At 71.6% G+C, this 17,107-nt stretch carries 15 protein-coding genes; 4 read left to right on the forward strand and 11 right to left on the reverse strand.

The genetic code is table 11. From position 1 onward, the window contains the following. Nucleotides 1-44: 44 nt before the first annotated feature. Complete coding sequence (locus tag QOM21_RS06665; protein WP_407548811.1) at nucleotides 45-1,028, forward strand: carbohydrate kinase family protein; 984 nt, start codon at nucleotides 45-47, stop codon at nucleotides 1,026-1,028. A gap of 77 nt (nucleotides 1,029-1,105) precedes the next feature. Here the strand turns inward: QOM21_RS06665 and QOM21_RS06670 are convergent, their stop codons facing one another. Continuing rightward, a complete protein-coding gene (locus QOM21_RS06670) occupies nucleotides 1,106-2,614 on the reverse strand; it encodes an alpha/beta fold hydrolase (protein WP_407548812.1) in 1,509 nt (502 codons plus the stop codon). 97 nt (nucleotides 2,615-2,711) lie between these two features. Here QOM21_RS06670 and QOM21_RS06675 point away from each other — a divergent pair, with 97 nt between their 5' ends. Then, nucleotides 2,712-3,632 carry a MerR family transcriptional regulator gene (locus QOM21_RS06675; protein ID WP_407548813.1) on the forward strand — a complete coding sequence of 307 codons (921 nt, stop codon included), beginning with the start codon at nucleotides 2,712-2,714 and terminating at the stop codon, nucleotides 3,630-3,632. 27 nt (nucleotides 3,633-3,659) lie between these two features. Here QOM21_RS06675 and QOM21_RS06680 read toward each other — a convergent pair whose 3' ends face one another. From QOM21_RS06680 to QOM21_RS06690, 3 genes are read right to left on the reverse strand one after another with little or no spacing between them, the layout of a single operon-like run. Beyond that, nucleotides 3,660-4,547 (reverse strand): SAM-dependent methyltransferase, encoded by an 888-nt coding sequence (locus tag QOM21_RS06680; protein WP_407548814.1) that lies wholly within the window; start codon nucleotides 4,545-4,547, stop codon nucleotides 3,660-3,662. Beyond that, complete coding sequence (locus QOM21_RS06685; RefSeq protein WP_393891583.1) at nucleotides 4,544-4,819, reverse strand: DUF397 domain-containing protein; 276 nt, start codon at nucleotides 4,817-4,819, stop codon at nucleotides 4,544-4,546. Before QOM21_RS06685 ends, QOM21_RS06680 begins: the two co-directional genes overlap by 4 nt. Before the next feature lie 3 nt (nucleotides 4,820-4,822). Continuing rightward, nucleotides 4,823-5,689 carry a helix-turn-helix domain-containing protein gene (locus QOM21_RS06690; RefSeq protein WP_407548815.1) on the reverse strand — a complete coding sequence of 289 codons (867 nt, stop codon included), beginning with the start codon at nucleotides 5,687-5,689 and terminating at the stop codon, nucleotides 4,823-4,825. 137 nt (nucleotides 5,690-5,826) lie between these two features. Here QOM21_RS06690 and QOM21_RS06695 point away from each other — a divergent pair, with 137 nt between their 5' ends. Beyond that, nucleotides 5,827-6,288, forward strand: coding sequence for an ATP-binding protein (locus QOM21_RS06695; RefSeq protein ID WP_407548816.1), 462 nt, complete (start codon nucleotides 5,827-5,829; stop codon nucleotides 6,286-6,288). A 419-nt stretch (nucleotides 6,289-6,707) separates the two neighbouring features. On the opposite strand, the gene QOM21_RS06700 is transcribed toward QOM21_RS06695, so the two are convergent. Then, on the reverse strand, nucleotides 6,708-7,508 hold the full coding sequence (locus QOM21_RS06700) for an SGNH/GDSL hydrolase family protein (RefSeq protein ID WP_407548817.1): 801 nt from the start codon (nucleotides 7,506-7,508) through the stop codon (nucleotides 6,708-6,710). Nucleotides 7,509-7,781: 273 nt separating this feature from the next. Between QOM21_RS06700 and QOM21_RS06705 the strand changes: the two genes are divergently transcribed. Beyond that, entirely contained in the window at nucleotides 7,782-8,591 is an 810-nt protein-coding gene (locus QOM21_RS06705; protein WP_407548818.1) for a tyrosine-protein phosphatase, read from the forward strand. Nucleotides 8,592-8,666: 75 nt separating this feature from the next. Here QOM21_RS06705 and QOM21_RS06710 read toward each other — a convergent pair whose 3' ends face one another. From QOM21_RS06710 to shc, 6 genes are all read right to left on the reverse strand, one after another. Continuing rightward, complete coding sequence (locus QOM21_RS06710; protein WP_407548819.1) at nucleotides 8,667-9,863, reverse strand: serpin family protein; 1,197 nt, start codon at nucleotides 9,861-9,863, stop codon at nucleotides 8,667-8,669. 19 nt (nucleotides 9,864-9,882) lie between these two features. Further along, nucleotides 9,883-11,265 carry an aspartate aminotransferase family protein gene (locus QOM21_RS06715; RefSeq protein ID WP_407548820.1) on the reverse strand — a complete coding sequence of 461 codons (1,383 nt, stop codon included), beginning with the start codon at nucleotides 11,263-11,265 and terminating at the stop codon, nucleotides 9,883-9,885. Beyond that, a complete protein-coding gene (gene dxs / locus QOM21_RS06720) occupies nucleotides 11,262-13,187 on the reverse strand; it encodes a 1-deoxy-D-xylulose-5-phosphate synthase (RefSeq protein ID WP_407548821.1) in 1,926 nt (641 codons plus the stop codon). Before dxs ends, QOM21_RS06715 begins: the two co-directional genes overlap by 4 nt. A 135-nt stretch (nucleotides 13,188-13,322) precedes the next feature. Further along, a complete protein-coding gene (hpnH, locus tag QOM21_RS06725; RefSeq protein ID WP_393891591.1) occupies nucleotides 13,323-14,348 on the reverse strand; it encodes an adenosyl-hopene transferase HpnH in 1,026 nt (341 codons plus the stop codon). Nucleotides 14,349-14,353: 5 nt separating this feature from the next. Further along, nucleotides 14,354-15,010, reverse strand: a complete 657-nt coding sequence (locus tag QOM21_RS06730; protein WP_407548822.1) for a 1-hydroxy-2-methyl-2-butenyl 4-diphosphate reductase — start codon at nucleotides 15,008-15,010, stop codon at nucleotides 14,354-14,356. Continuing rightward, nucleotides 15,010-17,046 (reverse strand): squalene--hopene cyclase, encoded by a 2,037-nt coding sequence (gene shc, locus QOM21_RS06735; protein WP_407548823.1) that lies wholly within the window; start codon nucleotides 17,044-17,046, stop codon nucleotides 15,010-15,012. Before shc ends, QOM21_RS06730 begins: the two co-directional genes overlap by 1 nt. Nucleotides 17,047-17,107 lie beyond the last annotated feature (61 nt).

Consider the following 17,107-nt stretch of genomic DNA (forward strand, 5'->3'; position numbering starts at 1 on the left):
AACGTCCGCAAACGGTCTCACCAGCAAGGGATTCAAGGACGCTTGTGACATTCCAGCAGGTAACTGAGCCGTACGACGTCCTCGTCATCGGCGGATCGGGCGTGGACACCACCGTGCAGGTCGGCGCGCTCCCCGTGCCGGCCGTCGACGCGTACCCGGTGCCGCCCATCCGTGAAGGGGCGGGGCACACCGGCACCGGGGTCGCGCTCGGCTGCGCGGCACTCGGACTCACCACCGGATTCGTGGACTTCATCGGCGATGACCACCAAGGCACCCTGGTCCGGGAGCGTCTCGCCGGTACCGGCGTCGACTTCCGGCCACTGATCTCTCCGCACGGCACCCGACGGGCCGTCAACCTCGTCTCCCCCGACGGGCGCCGGATGTCCTTCTACGACGCCCGCGACCCCCTCGACCTGCGGATGCCGCCCGAGCACTACCTTCCGGCGCTGCGCCGCGCCCGCCACGTCCATCTGTCGATCACGCACTTCGCGCGCTATCTGTACGACGACATCGAGGCCCTCGGCGTCCCCGTCTCCACGGACCTGCACGACTGGGACGGCCTGACCGGCCATCACCGGGACTTCGCGCTCCGCTCGGACGTGGTGTTCCTCAGCACGGCCGGGGCGGGCGAACGGATCGGCCCCGTCATGCGGGAGATCCTCCGGGAGGGCCGGGCCGAGGTGGTCGTCGCGACGGCGGGCGCGGGCGGCGCCTACCTCCTCACCCCCGACGACCGCACTCCCCGGCACGTCCCCGCCGCGGTACCGCCCGGCCCCGTCGTCGACAGCAACGGCGCCGGCGACGCCTTCGCCAGCGGTTTCCTCTACGGTCTGCGGGCGGGCCTGGACCTGGAGGAATGTGCGCGGCTCGGCGCCGTGGCGGGCGCGTACGCCTGCACCTCGCCGGGCACCCACACCGCCCTCGCCGACCCGGAAATGCTCCGCCCCCGCGGCCCCGCCGTCGGCGAACCGCCCGTCGACGCCGTTCCCGGCCCACCGGACGCCGCGGTCTCCCACGCCGTGACCTAGCCCATGCCGTGACCCAGGGCGTGGCCTGCGGGCCACCCTGGCGGCCCGCTCCCAGGGGCGGGCCGCCACGGGACGGGTCAGCCGTTCAGGTGCGCGAGGACGGACCCCACCGCGTGTTCCACGGCGTGGCGCGCCTCCTCCGTGTGGTCGATCGTCTCGAAGCCGTGGTGCCCGAGCGGCAGATCGATCACCTCCACATCGGCACGGCACTCCTCGGCGGCGGTCAGGAACTCCTCGACGGTCGCCGCGATTTCGGCGAGCTCCTGCCCCACCCGGGTCAGCACGATCGGCAGCCGACCCGCGGTACGCACCGCCGCCGCGGGGCGGAAACGGGAAGCGGCGAGGCCCCAGTTCGGCAGGGGCGCCATGACGGGATAGTTCGCCGCCACACAGCGCAGCCAGGGCGGGGGCGCCGCGAGCCAGTCCGCCGACAGCAGGCCGCCGGCGGAGAAGAACCAGAGCGCGACGCGGTCTTCGTCGACCCGCGGATCGGCTCGTACGCGCTCGACCGCTGCGGCGAGGTCCTCGGCGGCGCGCCCGTAGTCGGCGAGGTCGTGCAGCCCGTGGTCCAGCGTCACGCCCACCACTCCCCGATGCGCCAGGTGTCGGCCGTGGCCGACGAAGGCCGGCCAGTCCCGCGGCGTCGGCCGCACGCCGGTTGGAACGGGGCCGCCGTGGACGAACACCACCGCCGGACGGGGCCGGTCCGCGTCGGGCAGGTAGAGATCGATCCGCCCCACCCGCTCACGGGGCCGCTCCGGAACGTCCATGAGGAAGGGCCGGAGGTGCGCGGGCTGCTCGCTCGCCGCCGCGGAGAGATGGTGCCCCTCTCCCGCGGCGGCCCGCAGGAGTACATCGGTCAGTTCGTCAGGGGAGGAGAGCATCGGCCAGTGCCCGGTGGGGAGATCGAAGAAGCTCACCCGGGGGTCGGTGAGCGCCTTGAGGCGGGGATCCCCCAGCCCCACCAGGGTCTGGACCAGGGCGATGCTCGACCCGTTGGCGGTGCAGAGAACACCGGTCACCGGGAACTCGGCCTCGGGTCGCTTGAGTTGAAGCGGCTGGGTGAGCGTCGCCCGCGGCTGCGGTGCGGCGCGCCGGGCAAGCTCCGCCAGGGACTCCGCCGGGACTCCGGTGGTGCTGCCCCAGCGCTCCCACTCGTCGGGCGACGGCGGGGCGATCCGCCAGTCGTCCCCGGCCGGGTCGGCCTGCGTCAGCAGCCGCTCGCGGAGCTCCTGGTCGGGCACCAGCCCCAGGGCCGGGTCACCGTCCTGGGGCACCCCGACATCCAGATGGACGACCCGGGCGATCCGCTGCGGGCGCCGGTCGGCGGCGCCCAGCACCGGGTGGATGCCGTAGCAGTGCCCGACGAGCACCACCTCCGGCGCCTCCAGCCCGTCGATCAGCCGCACCAGATCCGCGATGTGCGTCTCCAGGTCGGTGTCCGGGCCCGCCGGACCACCCCCGTCCCCCATGCCGGAGAGCGTCACCGGGTACGCCTCGGCCCCCGACTCCCGCAGCCCGGCGGCCACTTCCCGCCACACCCAGCCGCCGGTGTGGGCGCCCGCCACCAATACGAATGCCGTCATGTAGCTCTCCTCGCCTGCCATGGTCCGCGGGACCGGACGCACCGGCCCTCCGCGCTCGCCGATACGCTAGGAACTCCCCCTGAGGGAGGTTCAAGCCGTGTCCGCTGACAGCATGTGGAGCATCGGGGAGCTCGCCGCGCAGGCGGGCGTCACCGTCAAGACAGTCCGTTTCTACTCCGACCGCGGTCTGCTGCCCGAAGCCGCGCGCAGCGCCGGTGGCCACCGGCGGTACGGCCCCGAGGCACTCGACCGGCTCCGCATGATCCGCTCCCTGCGCACTCTCGACCTCCCCGTCCCGGATGTGGGCAGGGTCCTCGACGAGGAGGGGGCCTTGGAAGACGTCATCGCGGGACAACTGCGGGAACTCGGTACGCGGATGGCGGCCCTGCGCTGGCGGGAGGCCGCCCTCCACCTCCTCCAGGACTGCGCCCCCGAGGACCGCGCCGCCCGGCTGCGCCTCATCGGCGGCATGTCGACTCCCCCCAGCACGGCCCCGCTGGCGCGATTCTGGAGGCAGTGGCTGCCCCCGCGGCTCCCGGCCCGGCTGACCTCCACGATCATCGAACACGCCGTGCCGCAGCCCCCCGCGGACCCGACCCCCGCGCAGGTACTGACCTTCGCCCGCCTGCACGCCTTCGTCTCCGGCCCCTGCCACGGCGGCCGCGGGCAACACCAGCCCACGGCGCACCGGCGCGACGAGGGCTACCGGCCGACCGTGCTCTACGACGGTCTCATCGAGGCGTACGCGCTGGCCTCGCCCCCGCTCCTCACGCACCGGGCGCCGCACGAGGGTCAGGCCCTCGACTGCTTCGTCGCCGCCTACGCCCACTCGGCCGGCACGCGCGACACCCCGGCCTTCCGGCGCCGGCTCAGCGGGATGCTGGCCGCGGACCCGCGTATCGACCGCTATTGGCACCTCACCGCCGAACTGACCGACCCCTCGCAGCCGACCGCAGGCGCGGCCCACGACTGGCTCTGCGCGGCCCTGGACGCGCAGGTCGCCGAGCCGGCCGCCTGAGGCGCCCGTCGTCGGGGCGCCGGCCGGTCAGTCCTTGCGGCCCACCGCGCCGTAGAAGATGGTGTCGTTGAGTTCCTTCGCGCCGGGCACCGCACCGTCGGGCCGCCACAGCGACACCCGTACGATCCCCGGGTCCAGCACCGTGAACGGCCCGAGGAGCGGCTCGATCTCGGCCTTCGACCGCAGGTTGAGGCTGGCGGTGGCGCTGCGGTAGACGTTCACCACGCCGTCGCGCGCCTGGACGTCGGTCCGGCCCGGGGCGTAGTCCTCGTAGGGCTCGCCGGTGGCGTGCGACAGGACGATGTGGCTGCCCGCGGGCAGCGCGTCGGCGAGGGTGGCGACGATCGCCGCGGGGTCCTCGTCGTCCCGGACGAAGTGCAGGACGGCGACGAGCAGCAGCGCCACCGGCTGATCGAAGTCGATCAGCTCCCGGACGACCGGGTGGTCGAGGATCGCCTTCGGGTCGCGGACGTCACCGAGCACGAATCCGGTGCGTTCGGTGTTGGTGAGCCGCGCCCCGGCGTGGGTGGCCACGATGGGGTCGTTGTCGACATAGACCACGCGGGTGTCGGGCGCGACCTCGCGGGCCACCTCATGGGTGTTGGGCGAGGTCGGGATGCCGGTGCCGATGTCGATGATCTGGCGGATGCCGCCGGCTATCAGGGCACGCACGGCCCGCTGCAGGAAGGCCCGGTTGGCGCGGGCGCTGAGCCGTATCTGGGGGTGCACCTCGATAACGCGCTCGGCGGCCACCCGGTCGACCTCGTAGTTGTCCCAGCCGTCGAGGTAGTAGTCGTACATCCGGGCGGGGTGCGGCCGGCTGGTGTCGATGTCCGCCACGGAGAACCCCGAGTGCTCCGCTCCCGGTGAGCCCTGCGGGCCGGTGGCCTGCCGGGCGCTGTCCTGTTCGCTCACGCCGTCCTCCGTTCGGGGCGCCGACACGGCGCGGAGAGCAGGAAGTCGGCTTCGCCGGCCTTCGCGCCCTCGATGAAACTCACGATTTCACGGTGGGTGTAGATCAGCGCCGGACCGTCCGGGTCGGTCGACTGCCGCAGCGCCACCCGGCCGTCCCCCAGTCTCATGGCCTCGACGCACTCGCCGCCGTTCCCCCCGCTCCACGGCTTGTGCCAGCCGTCGTTGCCCAGTTCCTTGGCGGGCATGCCGTTGTAGATGCGTATGCGATCCATGGTTCAGATCTCCTTGCGAAAGCCACCCAGAAGGGCCTCGGTGGTGTGTGCCGGCGCGGCCTGCGCACACATCCGGTCCAGGGCCTCCAGAAACTGCGAGACGTCGTTGCGCTGGTCGAAGTACACGGCTCCGACGAGGCTTTCCGCGTACGCGATGTCCGGGAGCTCCGGGATCGGGAAACGGAAGAGGTGGAAGGGCCCGTACATGGCGGGGTGCGGGCCGGCGGCGAACGGCACGATCTGCAGCCGGACGTTGGGCAGGGCCGTGGCGTCCATCAGCCGGGTGATCTGGTCGCGCATGACCGCGGAGCCGCCGATGGGACGCCGCAGGACGGTCTCGTCCATGACCACCCACAGCATCGGCGCGTTCTCGCGGGTGAGCAGGGCCTGCCGCTCCAGGCGCAGCGCGACGATGCGGTCGATGTCCGCGGCGGGAGCGTGCGGCATGCCGGCCCGCAGCACGGCGGCGGCGTAGTCCTCGGTCTGCAACAGGCCCGGTACGTAGTGGGGTTGGTAGGCCCGGATGAGGTTGGCCTCGCTCTCCAGGCTGACGAACGCGCTGAACCACTCGGGCAGGACGTCCCGGAAGTTGTGCCACCAGCCGGGGCGGTTGGCCTCCCGCGCGAGGGAGAGGAAGCCCTCGATCTCGTCCTGGTCGCGTACGCCGTAGGTCGCCAGCAGCTTCTCGACGTACGGAAGCTTGAGACCGACCTCGGCCTTCTCCATGCGCCGAATCGTGGCGTGGGTGACATCGAGGGCCTCCGCGGCCCGTTCGAAGGACAGTCCCGCCTTTTCGCGCAGGTCCTGCAGTCGCTTCCCGAGCACCACCCGCAGGACGGTCGGCGCACCCGCCGACCGTGGATCCGCCACGTCCGATCTCCTCCAACCAGCTTCAGGAATCAGCAGTGTGTCATGTCGTCAGCACCGGCGACAGACTGCGTTCTGCGATTCTGCAAATTACAGAATGATCCTTGCCATCGGCGACCGACATCGCACATAGTTACGGAGTGGCTTCCTCCGACAACGCTTCTTCGTTAGGGCGCTGTGGCGGCTCCGTCGCCGAGCACCCCCAGGACGCGTTCCATCTCCCGGCGCGACGCACGTCCGTACCCGAGGCGCGCAGACGCGTCACGGCCCTGCTGCGCGCCTGGGGCGCGCGCCAACAGGTCCGTGACGATGTGGAGTTGGTCGTTTCGGAGCTGATCACCAACGCGATTCGGCACACCGACAGCGAGAAGGTCGGATGTGAACTGAGGCTGGCCGGTGCGCACATACGCATAGAGATCACCGACCAGGGCGGCCCGCAGGCTTCGGCGCCGCACGCACAGCCCGGCAGCGTGGACAAGGAGTGCGGGCGCGGCCTGTTCCTCGTCGGCGCGCTGTCCGAGCGCTGGGGCACCCGGCTCGACGCGACAGGCCCCGGCCGGGTCGTCTGGGCCGACCTGCCCTACACCTCAGACGTGGACTGAACTGCTTCTTGCCCCCTGCGAGGCTCACGTGGAGACCTCCCCCACGGGCCGGCAGGCCGCCCTCGGGGCGAAGGCTGGGGCAACGGCACGCGGCACGCCGCCGGACAGTGCGCGACCTCCGCGCGCCCTACCCATGCCATCGGTGACGAGCGACGACCAGCCGACGTGTGCCGGTGCGCCTCGCCCGTGAGGACGTCGATCCCCGCCTCCGTGAGATGCGTGAGGCGATGACCGACGTCCCGGTACGCAGCGATCTCCGCTTCGTCGGGTCCGCCGGACGGCCGGGCCCCGAGCGCTCAGCGGCCCGGAAGCCACCCCGCCCGATCAGGCGACGTCGAGGAAGCCGGGCAGCGTCAGCCCGGCCGGCGCCCTCGGACCTCGCGATCGCGGCCGCGGCCGTCTCCGTCGCCGTGGCCGCCCTAGAGCGGCAGCAGGTCGGGCCGCTTGGGCTCCACATGGTCACCGGAGGACACGCCCCGCAGCCGGCGCCCGATCCAGGGCACGAGATACTCCCGCGCCCAGTGGATGTTGTCGCGCCGCGCCGCGGCGGGCGACCGCTCCGCCTCCGGGGGCCAGGGCTGGTCCGGATCGGCGGGCACCTGGAGACCGAGCACCTGCCCCGCGCGCAGCGCGACACGGGTATGGCCGTCGGCGGACAGGTGCAGCCGGTCATTGCTCCACGCCCGCCGGTCCTGGACGGACTTCAGCGACCACAGGTCGAGCACCGGACTGTCGTGACGGTCCGCGATGGCCCTGACATGCGCCGTGTAGGTCGCGATCTTGCCCCGCAGGTGCTTGAGCACGGGGATGTCGCGGGTGTCGAAGCCGGTGCAGAGCAGGACCGTGCCGACGGTCTCCCGCAGATCGGCGACCGCGGCCTCATAGCGCTCGGCGACCGCGTCGGGATCGGAACCGGGCCGCAGGATGTCATTACCACCGGCACAGAACGTCACCAGGGCGGGAGCCAGCTCCTTCGCCCGGGGCACCTGCTCCTCGACTATCTGGTCGAGGAGCCTCCCCCGGACGGCGAGGTTCGCGTAGCGGAAGTCCCCCTCGTCCCGCTGGTCCGACAGCAGGACCGCTAGCCGGTCCGCCCAACCGATGTACGCCCCGTCAGGCCCGGGATCCCCGACCCCCTCGGTAAAGCTGTCCCCGACGGCTGCGTACGACCCGATGGCGCCGTGCGCGCCGTTGCTGGTGTTCTTCGAATCGTCTGCCACGTCAGGACATACTTCACCCAAAGAAGTGACTTACGCCACCGTAACCAGGGGTTGACGTGGGGTGATTAATGCCACCCGGTCAAATTCTTCTCAAGTCGGAATAACGATCGATCAGCTGGTGCCCACCGATCGGGCGGAAATCTGTCGCCGCGCGACCAGGCGTCGCATTTAGCGCCCATCGTGTCCTGATTGCCTATTGCATGAATGTCGTATCGTCGAAGTTGCCCCGCCTCGTCGACGAGCAGCGTCGGCGGCCGACCCCGAGGAGCGCCCGTGACGCAGCAGACGCCGCAGGTCCCGTCGACCGAGACCGAACTCACGGAGGTGCGCAACTTCCGCGACGTGGGCGGGCTCCCGACCAAGGACGGGCGTCGCATCCGCGAGGGCCGGCTGTTCCGCAGCGGCCACCTCGCGCACGCCACGGAAGAGGACGCCGCGTTTCTCGCCGGCCTCGGTCTGCACACCGTCTTCGACTTCCGCAATGCCGCGGACATCAAGCTGGAGGGCCCGGACGTCGCCCTCCCCGGCGTGCGGAACGTGAACATTCCGCTGACGGACCCGGCTGACGGCGCCGAATTCTGGACGATGGTGCGCGACGGCGAGCTGGACCAGCTGCGGACCGCACTCGGTGACGGCAAGGCCGCGGCACGTATGGCGCAGACCTACCGCCACATCATCACCACCCGCACCGAGGACCACAGTCGGCTGCTGCACGCCCTGGCCGAGGACAGCCTGCCCGCACTGATGCACTGCGCGGCCGGCAAGGACCGCGCCGGCCTGTCGGTCGCCGTGACGCTGCTGGCGGTCGGCGTGGAGCGGGACGCCATCGAGGCGGACTACCTCAAGTCCAACGACCCCCACCGGCGCTACAAGATCCGTCGCTCCGACAGCTCCGCGGTCGGGATGTCCCCGGAGGTCATGGAGCTGCTCTCGCCGCTCTTCGGGGCGCACACCGACTACCTGGCGGCCGCCTTCGACGCGATCCACCAGACCTGGGGCTCCACGGAGGAGTACCTCACCGACGGCCTGAAGCTGACCGAAACGACGCGCGACCGGCTGCGTGCCCAGCTGCTGACCGGCTGATCCGGTGAGCTCTTGACCTCCTGACCGGGTGAGCCGCGCGGCGAGCGCCGGGGGACGACGGAGCTGTCCGGCCCGTCACCAGGCCGCCGCGAACCCCGGCCACAGGTCGGGGTCCGTCACCCATCCCGCGACGAGCACCAGCCCGGACGCCCGGTGCACCGCGAGGAAGCCGAAGGGCCTGTCGTAGCGGGCCGACACGCACAGCGCCCGGTGCGGCGGCGTCCGCGGCACCGACCCCGCGGCGGCGGGCACCACCGTGACGGCGGCCGCCCGGAAACCGAGCGGGCCGAAGGTCGCGGTAGCGCTCTGCCGTGCGGCCGACACCGCCAGCGGCTGCTCGCTGATCCCGGGGAAGTGCCCCCGGGAGGTGTCGGAGGCGGCGGCGAGCCCGAAGAGCTCCGCCCTCTCCAGGAGATCGTGTTCCGCGTCCACGGTGAAGCGTGCCGCGGTCAGCTGCACCCGTGCCACGCCGTCCTCACTCGGCACGGTCGTCACGCCGAGCCCCGGCCCGGCCCCTTCGGCGAGCCCGGCTCCCGAGACCGTCGCATAGGCCCCGGCCAGCGCCGCCACACCATGGGACAGCACCGCACCGCCCGACATGTCCGGGGGCCCCAGCAGGAGATGCACGTCCAGACCGCTGTCCCCCGCGACCTCCACCGCGGTCAGCGGACCGGCCGGTGTGGTGTGGACGCGCACCTGTTCGGCGTTCGTGCCGGAGCGGCCGAGACCCGTCAACTCCCGCCCTGCCCATGGCCCTTCGACGACCCTGAGCGGATACTCGCCGAACGGTTCCTGCCAGGTCGTACGCACCAGCAGGGCGCTCGCCAGCACGAGCAGCGTCTCCGGGTCGACGCGCGCCGGCATCCGCTCGATCAGCCCGTCGGTGTGCCGCCGCGCCCATGCGTGCATCGCTTCCTCGTCCGCGCCGGCGTCCCCGGTCAGCTCGCCGTGCGAGCCCGGCGGCAGTCCGGCCAACCAGTCCGGGCGCAGCGCCAGGGACCGCCGGGTCCAGAGCCCCACCGCCGCGTCGACGCCCTCCGCCGCCCGGCACGCGGCCAGCAGATCGCGGCCTTCGCGCGGGGCGTGCTCCGCGTCGAGGCCGAGCGCGGCGGCGAGTTCGGCGCGTGCCGGTCCGGCCGCCGGTCCCGCGAGCAGCGCCTGCAACGGCCACACACCGGCCGCCGTCAGAACGGTGCCGCGCTCCCCCACCGCCGCCCGTGCCCAGCGCCCCGTGATGTCGTTGACGGCCCGCACCGTCGTCGCGGCGACCATCCGTCCCCCCGCAGCCTCGTCACCGGTTGGCGACCGCCTGCTTGACCAGCGTCCGCCCGAAGTCCCACATCAGGCCGCCGCCACCGTGGGCGTCGTCCATGACGGCGGTGAACGCCTCGACGAACCGGTCTACTTCACGCTCACCGATGGTCAGCGGCGGGATCAGCTTAATGACCTCCAGATGGTCTCCGGAGACCTGGGTCAGGATGTGGTGCCGCTGGAGCAGCGGCACCACGACCATCTGCGCGAACAGGCCCTTGCGGGCCGCCTGCAGCATCGTCCAGCGGCTGCGCAGGCCCAGCGACGAGGGCCGGCCGAACTCGATGCCGATCATCAGGCCGCGGCCGCGGACGTCGTGCAGCAGCTCGTACTTGTCGGTGAGGGCCGCCAGTCGGGTGCGCAGCAGGTCGCCGGTGTGCCGGGCGTTGGCAACGATCTCCTCGTCCTCCATGACGCCGAGCACCGCGAGGCCGGCCGCCATCGCCTGGGCGTTGGAGCCGAAGCTGGCGGAGTGCACCAGGACCCGGTCCATGGAGGAGTAGACCTTCTTGAAGATCCAGTCCTTGCCGAGCGTCGCGCTGACCGGGACGTAGCCGCCGGACAGCGCCTTCGCCACACACACCAGATCCGGTTCGACGCCGTCCTCGTGCTGGTAGGCGAAGAAGTCGCCGGTGCGGCCGAGGCCGGTCTGCACCTCGTCGGCGATCAGCAGGCCCTTGTGCCGGTGCAGCAACTCCTGGGCGGCGCGCAGGTATCCGGGCGGGGCGGGCAGCACGCCCTTGCCCTGGATCGGCTCGACGATCAGCGCCGCCACATCGCCGCGCCTGACCTCCCGCTCCAGCGCGTCCAGGTCACCCATCTCGACGGCGGTGTCCGGCAGCAGCGGGGCGAAGCCGTCGCGGAAGCCGTCCTCGCCGTTGACGGACAGCGAGCCGGTGGTCAGGCCGTGGAAGGCGTGGGTGCAGTACAGAACGCGCGGTCTGCCCGTGGCGAAGCGGGCGAACTTCAGGGCGGTCTCCACCGCTTCGGTCCCGCTGTTGCCGAAGAAAACCCGGTCGAGGTGCGGCGCGTAGGACAGCAGCTTCTCGGCGAGCAGGCCGGGCAGCGGCTGGCAGTCGAAGCGGGTGAGGTCGGCCAGGCCGGCGTCCAGCACGTCGTGCAGCGCCTTCCGGACGACCGGGTGGTGCCGCCCGAGTCCCATCACGCCGAAGCCCGCGAGCATGTCCAGGTAGTCCTGGCCGTCGGTGTCCCAGAAGTAGGCGCCCTCGCCGCGCTCGTAGACCTTGTCGAAGCCGATGGTGTGCAGCATGCGCGGGAGTTGGTGGTTGAGGTGGCGGGCATGCAGGTCGTAGCGCTCGCCGCCGCGCGCGGCGAGCAGTTCGGCGAGGTCGAATCCGGTCACGGCTGCTTCTCCTTAGGGGCCGGCTTCGCCTTGGGGGCCGGCACGGCGCTGATCCGATGCAGGGCCGGTACGGCGCCGATCCCGGCGGCGATCTCGGCCGGGGTCAGCCCGATGTCGGCCAGCAGTTCGCCGCGCTTGCCGTGCGCCAGGAACTGCTCGGGGATACCGAAGGTGCGCAGCGGCACATCCAGCTCGGCGTCGCGCAGCGCGCTGCCGATCGCGGAACCCACGCCGCCGTTGCGGCTGTTGTCCTCCACGACGGCCACCACTGTGTGTGCGGCGGCGAGTTGGGGGATGGCGGGGTCCACCGGCTTCACCCAGCGCGGGTCGACGACCGTCGCGCCGATGCCGCGCGCCGCGAGCAGGTCGGCGACGTCGAGGCATACCGGCGCCATCACGCCGACGGCGACCAGCAGCACATCCGGCCGGTCGGCGCGGCGCAGGACGTCGACGCCCCCGATCCGGTCGACCGCCGCGATCGGCTCGCCCACCGACTCCTTGGGGAACCGGATGACGGTCGGCGCGTCGTCGACGTCCAGGGATTCCCGCAGCTCGGCGCGGAGCTGCTCGGCGTCACGGGGCGCGGCGATCCGCAGCCCGGGGACGACACCCAGCATCGACATGTCCCACATGCCGTTGTGGGAGGCGCCGTCGGTGCCCGTGACACCGGCCCGGTCCAGAACGAAGGTGACACCGCACCGGTGCAGCGCGACGTCCATCAGGACCTGGTCGAAGGCGCGGTTGAGGAAGGTCGCGTAGACCGCGACGACGGGGTGCAGCCCGCCGGTGGCCAGCCCCGCCGCGGACACCGCGGCGTGCTGTTCGGCGATCCCGACGTCCCACACCCGGTCCGGGTACGCCGCGGCGAACTTCCCGAGTCCGACCGGCTGCAGCATCGCCGCGGTCAGTGCGACGACGTCCGCACGCTCGGCACCGATGCGGACCATTTCGTCACCGAAGACGGAGGTCCAGGTGGGTGCCGCGGGCGGCGCGACGGGCTCGCAGGTGAGCGGGTCCATCTTGCCGACGGTGTGGAAGCGGTCCGCCTCGTCCTCCAGGGCCGGGCGGTAGCCGCGGCCCTTCTCGGTGAGGCAGTGCACCAGCACCGGGCCGTGGAAGCCGGCCGCGCGGTGCAGCGCCGACTCGACGGCGGCGATATCGTGGCCGTCGATCGGGCCGATGTACTTCAGGCCGAGGTCCTCGAACATGCCCTGCGGGGCGATGAAGTCCTTCAGACCCTTCTTGGCGCCGTGCAGGCTTCCGTAGAGCGGCTTGCCGACGACCGGGGTGCGCTCCAGGATGTCCTTGCCGCGGGCCAGGAAACGCTCGTAGCCATCGGTGGTGCGCAGCGTGGCGAGGTGGTCGGCCAGACCGCCGATGGTCGGCGCGTAGGAGCGCTCGTTGTCGTTGACCACGATGATCAGCGGGCGGTCCTTGGCGACGGCGATGTTGTTCAGCGCCTCCCAGGCCATGCCGCCGGTCAGCGCACCGTCCCCGATCACCGCCACGACGTGGTCGTCCTTGCCGCGCACCTGATTGGCCTTGGCCAGACCGTCAGCCCAGCCCAGCACCGTCGAGGCATGGCTGTTCTCGATGACGTCGTGCTCGGACTCCGCACGCGACGGGTAGCCCGACAGACCGCCCTTCGCCCGCAGCTTCGAGAAATCCTGACGCCCCGTGAGCAGCTTGTGCACATACGACTGATGGCCGGTGTCGAAGAGAATGCGGTCGGCCGGCGAGTCGAAGACACGGTGCAGGGCGATGGTCAGCTCGACCACACCCAGGTTGGGGCCCAGATGGCCGCCGGTACGCGCGACCGCTTGCACCAGGAACGTGCGGATCTCGTGGGCCAGTTCGTCCAGCCGGTCCACCGCGAGCGCCTTGAGGTCACGCGGCTGCCGGATGTGCTCCAGCATGGTCATGGATCACTCCCCCTCTACTGGTTCAGCTGACGAGCGCCCCGCCCGCGCCGGTGGACGACGCGATCGCGGCCGCGTCGCCACCGGCAGGTCCGGGGCGCCGGTGGGTCCGCCACCGGAGCCCACCCGCTTCTCACCTCATGTGCGGTTTCCTCCGACGGTGTCCCGGGCGGCCCGCAGGGACTCCTTCAGGGATCCCATCGTGGCCAGTACGGCGGTCGGCTCGTAGCCGCAGTGCGCCATGCAGTTGGCGCAGCGCGGGTCCTTGCCCCGGCCGTACTTGCTCCAGTCCGTCTCCTCGATGAGTTCCTTGTACGTCGGGACGTACCCGTCGCTCATCAGGTAGCAGGGCCGCTGCCAGCCGAAGAGCGAGTAGTTGGGGATCGCCCAGGCCGTGCACGGGAAGTCCGCCTTGCCCTCCAGGAAGTCGAGGAAGAGCGGGCTGTGGTTGAGCCGCCAGCGGCGCCGGTTGCCGCCGGCGAACGCCTTCTTGAACAGCTCCCGGGTCTGCTCGACGCCCAGGAAGTGCTCCTGGTCGGGGGCCTTTTCGTAGGCGTAGGCGGGCGACAGCATCATTTCGTCGACCTGGAGGTCGTCATTGAGGAAGTTGAGGACCTCGATGATGGTCTGCGGGGTGTCGGTGTTGAAGAAGGTGGAGTTCGTGGTGACCCGGAATCCGCGGCGCTTGGCTTCCTTGATCGCCGCCACCGCCTCGTCGAAGACGCCTTCCTTCGCGACGGATTCGTCGTGCCGCTCACGCATTCCGTCGATGTGCACCGCGAAAGCGAAATACCGCGACGGCGTGAACTTCTCCATCTTTTTGCGCAGCAGCATCGCGTTGGTGCACAGGAAGACATATTTCCGCTTGGCGACGAGCTGGCGGACGATCTCGTCGATCTGCGGGTGCATCAACGGTTCGCCACCTGCGATGGACACCATCGGGGCGCCGGACTCCAGCACCGCGCCCACCGCCTGCGCCACCGGCATGCGCTGCTTCAGCACCCCCGCCGGGTGCTGGATCTTCCCGCATCCCTCGCAGGCGAGATTGCACGCGAAGAGCGGTTCGAGTTCGACGATGAGCGGAAACTTCTCGCGCTTCCTGAGCACCTTCTGTTCAAAAAGGTAAGTCCCGACCCGGATGGTCTGGCGGAGCGGCATAGCCATCTAGCTCACCTCCTGGGGAGCAGCAAAGAACGGTGCCATTCGAAGAGAACAGGAATAACGGAGCGCAGCACACGGAAGGCCGATATTCCACCGCGCACGGTGCCGATGCGCATGAGTTCATGTTCTGGAGCGTCCACGACCACCCGGACGGCCGCAACCGGACGGATTCCCGAGCGCACCGCCGCGCGGAGCGTGGCGGCGGATTCCATGTCCACCGCGACGGCTCCCGCGGCGTGCAGCTCGGCCCGCTCGGCGCCGCGGACGACGTGGTCGGAGCCGCTCAGCAACCCGGTGTGCACCGTCAGCCCGCGCTGCCGCAGGGCCCGAAGCAGCGGGCCGTTGTCGCGGCAGAGCACCTCCGGGGCGTCCGGCCGGTGGTCGCGGGTGGTCCCGGCGACGACGACATCGCCGGGCCGCATGCCCGGGGCGAGGCCGGCGCAGAAGCCGCTGGCGACGACCGGTGAAAGCGCGGTGGCGGAGCCGTCGCGCAGTGCCTTCGTGACCGCCCGCTCCGCCGCCTGGGGGCCCATGCCCGTGCGGAGCGTGACCAGCTGCGGGCCCGCACCGGAGCGACTGCCGCCCCGCAGCGCGAACCGCTCGATGCCGAGCGCGCAGGCGACCAGCAGCGGGGGATCCACGTCCGTCGGGGGGCGTCCCGGCATCAGGCCCCCAAGGGCGCACCGGCCGGTCCGCCGTTGACGTAGCGGCCGAGGGCCGTCAGCGGGAAGACCTGGCGGTACAGGTGGTAGTTGATGGAGAAGTCCCAGGGGAAGCCGGTGCCGGTGAAGTACGGCTCGTCCCATGAGCCGTCCTCGCGCTGGGTGCCGGCCAGCCAGCGCACCCCGCGCCGTACGGCGTCGCTGTCCCGCTCGCCGGCCGCGAGCAGCGCCATCAGCGCCCACCCGGTCTGCGAGGCGGTCGAGGCACCGCGCCCGGCCCACTCCTTGTCCTGGTAGGACCGCTGGTCCTCGCCCCACCCGCCGTCGTCGTTCTGGACGCGCCGGAGCCAGCCGACGGCCCGGCGGACCGCGGGGTGCGAGCCGGGGATGCCGGCCGCGGCGAGCGCCGGGAGCACCGATCCCGTGCCGTAGACGTAGTTGGTGCCCCAGCGGCCGAACCAGGCGCCGCTGGGCTCCTGCTCGGCCAGCAGCCAGTCGATTCCGCGGCGGGTGCGCGGATCGTGCGTCCTGCCGACATCTGCGAACATTTCGACGACATGGGCGGTCACGTCGGCCGACGGCGGATCGATGACCTCGCCGAAGTCGCAGAACGGCAGGCGGTCGGGCAGCGGGCTGGTGTTGTCCGCGTCGAAGGCGCCCCAGGCTCCGTTCCTGGACTGCATGCCGAAGGTCCAGCGGACCGCCCTGCGGACGGCCGCATCGACGCGCCGGGGGTCGGGGTGGGCGACGCGGCGCAGCGCCAGCACCACCTCGGCGGTGTCGTCGATGTCGGGGTAGTTGTCGTTCTCGAACTCGAACGCCCAGCCACCGGGGCGGAGCCGGGGTCGGCGCACCTGCCAGTCCCCGGGGCGGTCGATCTCCTCGGCCAGTATCCAGTCGGCCGCCTTGACCAACTGCGGGTGGTCGGGCGGCAGTCCGGCGTCGGCGAGGGCGATGGTGGCCAGGCAGGTGTCCCACACCGGGGACTGGCATGCCTCGATCATCCGCACGGGCGCGCCGTCGGGCTCGTCCTTGCGCCAGACGGTGAAGCGGTCCAGCGACTCCAGGCCGGTGCGCAGCACCGGGTGGTCGAGGTCGTAGCCCAGGAGGTGCAGGGCGATGACGGAGTAGACGGCGGGCGGCTGGATACCGCCCCAGCAGCCGTCGTTCTCCTGGCGTTCGATGATCCAGCGGGCGGCGGCGCGCATCGCGGCGCCGCGCAGCTTGCGCACCGCGACCTTGCGGTAGAGGTGCAGGGCCTTGTCCAGGCGCTGGAAGACGCCGTCCCAGCTGGTCGCGGGAGCGAGCGGCTGCGGCGGGTTGGGGCGGCGCGGGTCGGTGTGCAGCTCGTCGAGGGCGAAGGGCGCCGGGCGCACCGGGCGCTTGGCCGAGACGACGGTCAGGGGCACGATCGTCTGCCGCGCCCAGCAGCCGAAGTCGTAGATGTTGAGCGGGAACCACTTGGGGAAATAGATCAGTTCCGGCGGCAGCTCGGGGAGGTCGTCCCACTTCCACCAGCCGAAGAGGGCCAGCCAGATGCGGGTGAAGACCCGGGCGGCGGCGATCCCGCCGCGCTCGCGCACCCAGGCCGAGGCGAGGGCCATGTGCGGTGCGTCCGGGGCGTCGCCCGCGAGCCGCAGGGCCACATAGCCCTCGATGGTGGTGGAGAGTTCGCCGGGCCCGCCGTAGAAGGTGGCCCAGGTGCCGTCCGCGCGCTGCTCACCGCGGATGAAGCGGGCCGCCGCCTCGGTCACCTCGGGGTCCTGGATGCCCAGGAACTGACGGAGCAGCAGGTCCTCGGCGTCCATCGTCACATTGGTGTCGAGGTCGCCCTTCCACCAACCGGCGGGATCCTGTTGGGAGAGCAGGAGCTCGGTGGCGCGGGCGGTCGCGCGCCGTGCGGCGTTCGCCGTGTCGCGTAAGGCCGTGTCGTGCGCCGCGGCGCCCTGCTGGTGTTCGGTTGTCTCGGCGGTGGCATCGCTGGCCGAAGGGGGCCGGGGCGGCAGCGCCCCGGTACTTCCGTCGGTCGTCGCTGTCATGGCTTCCCCTTCTGCAGTGAACTGTGAAGCGTGCTCAGGGATAGCGTCGGCCCGCGCCCGG

This window comes from Streptomyces sp. Pv4-95 (genome assembly GCF_045782725.1).
Taxonomy (GTDB): Bacteria; Actinomycetota; Actinomycetes; order Streptomycetales; family Streptomycetaceae; genus Streptomyces.

What these genes read in the sequence shown, in the direction of transcription:
- QOM21_RS06670 (WP_407548812.1), bottom strand. Translation starts at nt 2,614, where the DNA reads ATGACGGCATTCGTATTGGTGGCGGGCGCCCACACCGGCGGCTGGGTG.
- QOM21_RS06685 (WP_393891583.1), bottom strand. Translation starts at nt 4,819, where the DNA reads ATGGATCGCATACGCATCTACAACGGCATGCCCGCCAAGGAACTGGGC.
- QOM21_RS06710 (WP_407548819.1), bottom strand. Translation starts at nt 9,863, where the DNA reads ATGGTCGCCGCGACGACGGTGCGGGCCGTCAACGACATCACGGGGCGC.
- dxs (WP_407548821.1), bottom strand. Translation starts at nt 13,187, where the DNA reads ATGACCATGCTGGAGCACATCCGGCAGCCGCGTGACCTCAAGGCGCTC.
- hpnH (WP_393891591.1), bottom strand. Translation starts at nt 14,348, where the DNA reads ATGGCTATGCCGCTCCGCCAGACCATCCGGGTCGGGACTTACCTTTTT.
- QOM21_RS06730 (WP_407548822.1), bottom strand. Translation starts at nt 15,010, where the DNA reads ATGCCGGGACGCCCCCCGACGGACGTGGATCCCCCGCTGCTGGTCGCC.
- shc (WP_407548823.1), bottom strand. Translation starts at nt 17,046, where the DNA reads ATGACAGCGACGACCGACGGAAGTACCGGGGCGCTGCCGCCCCGGCCC.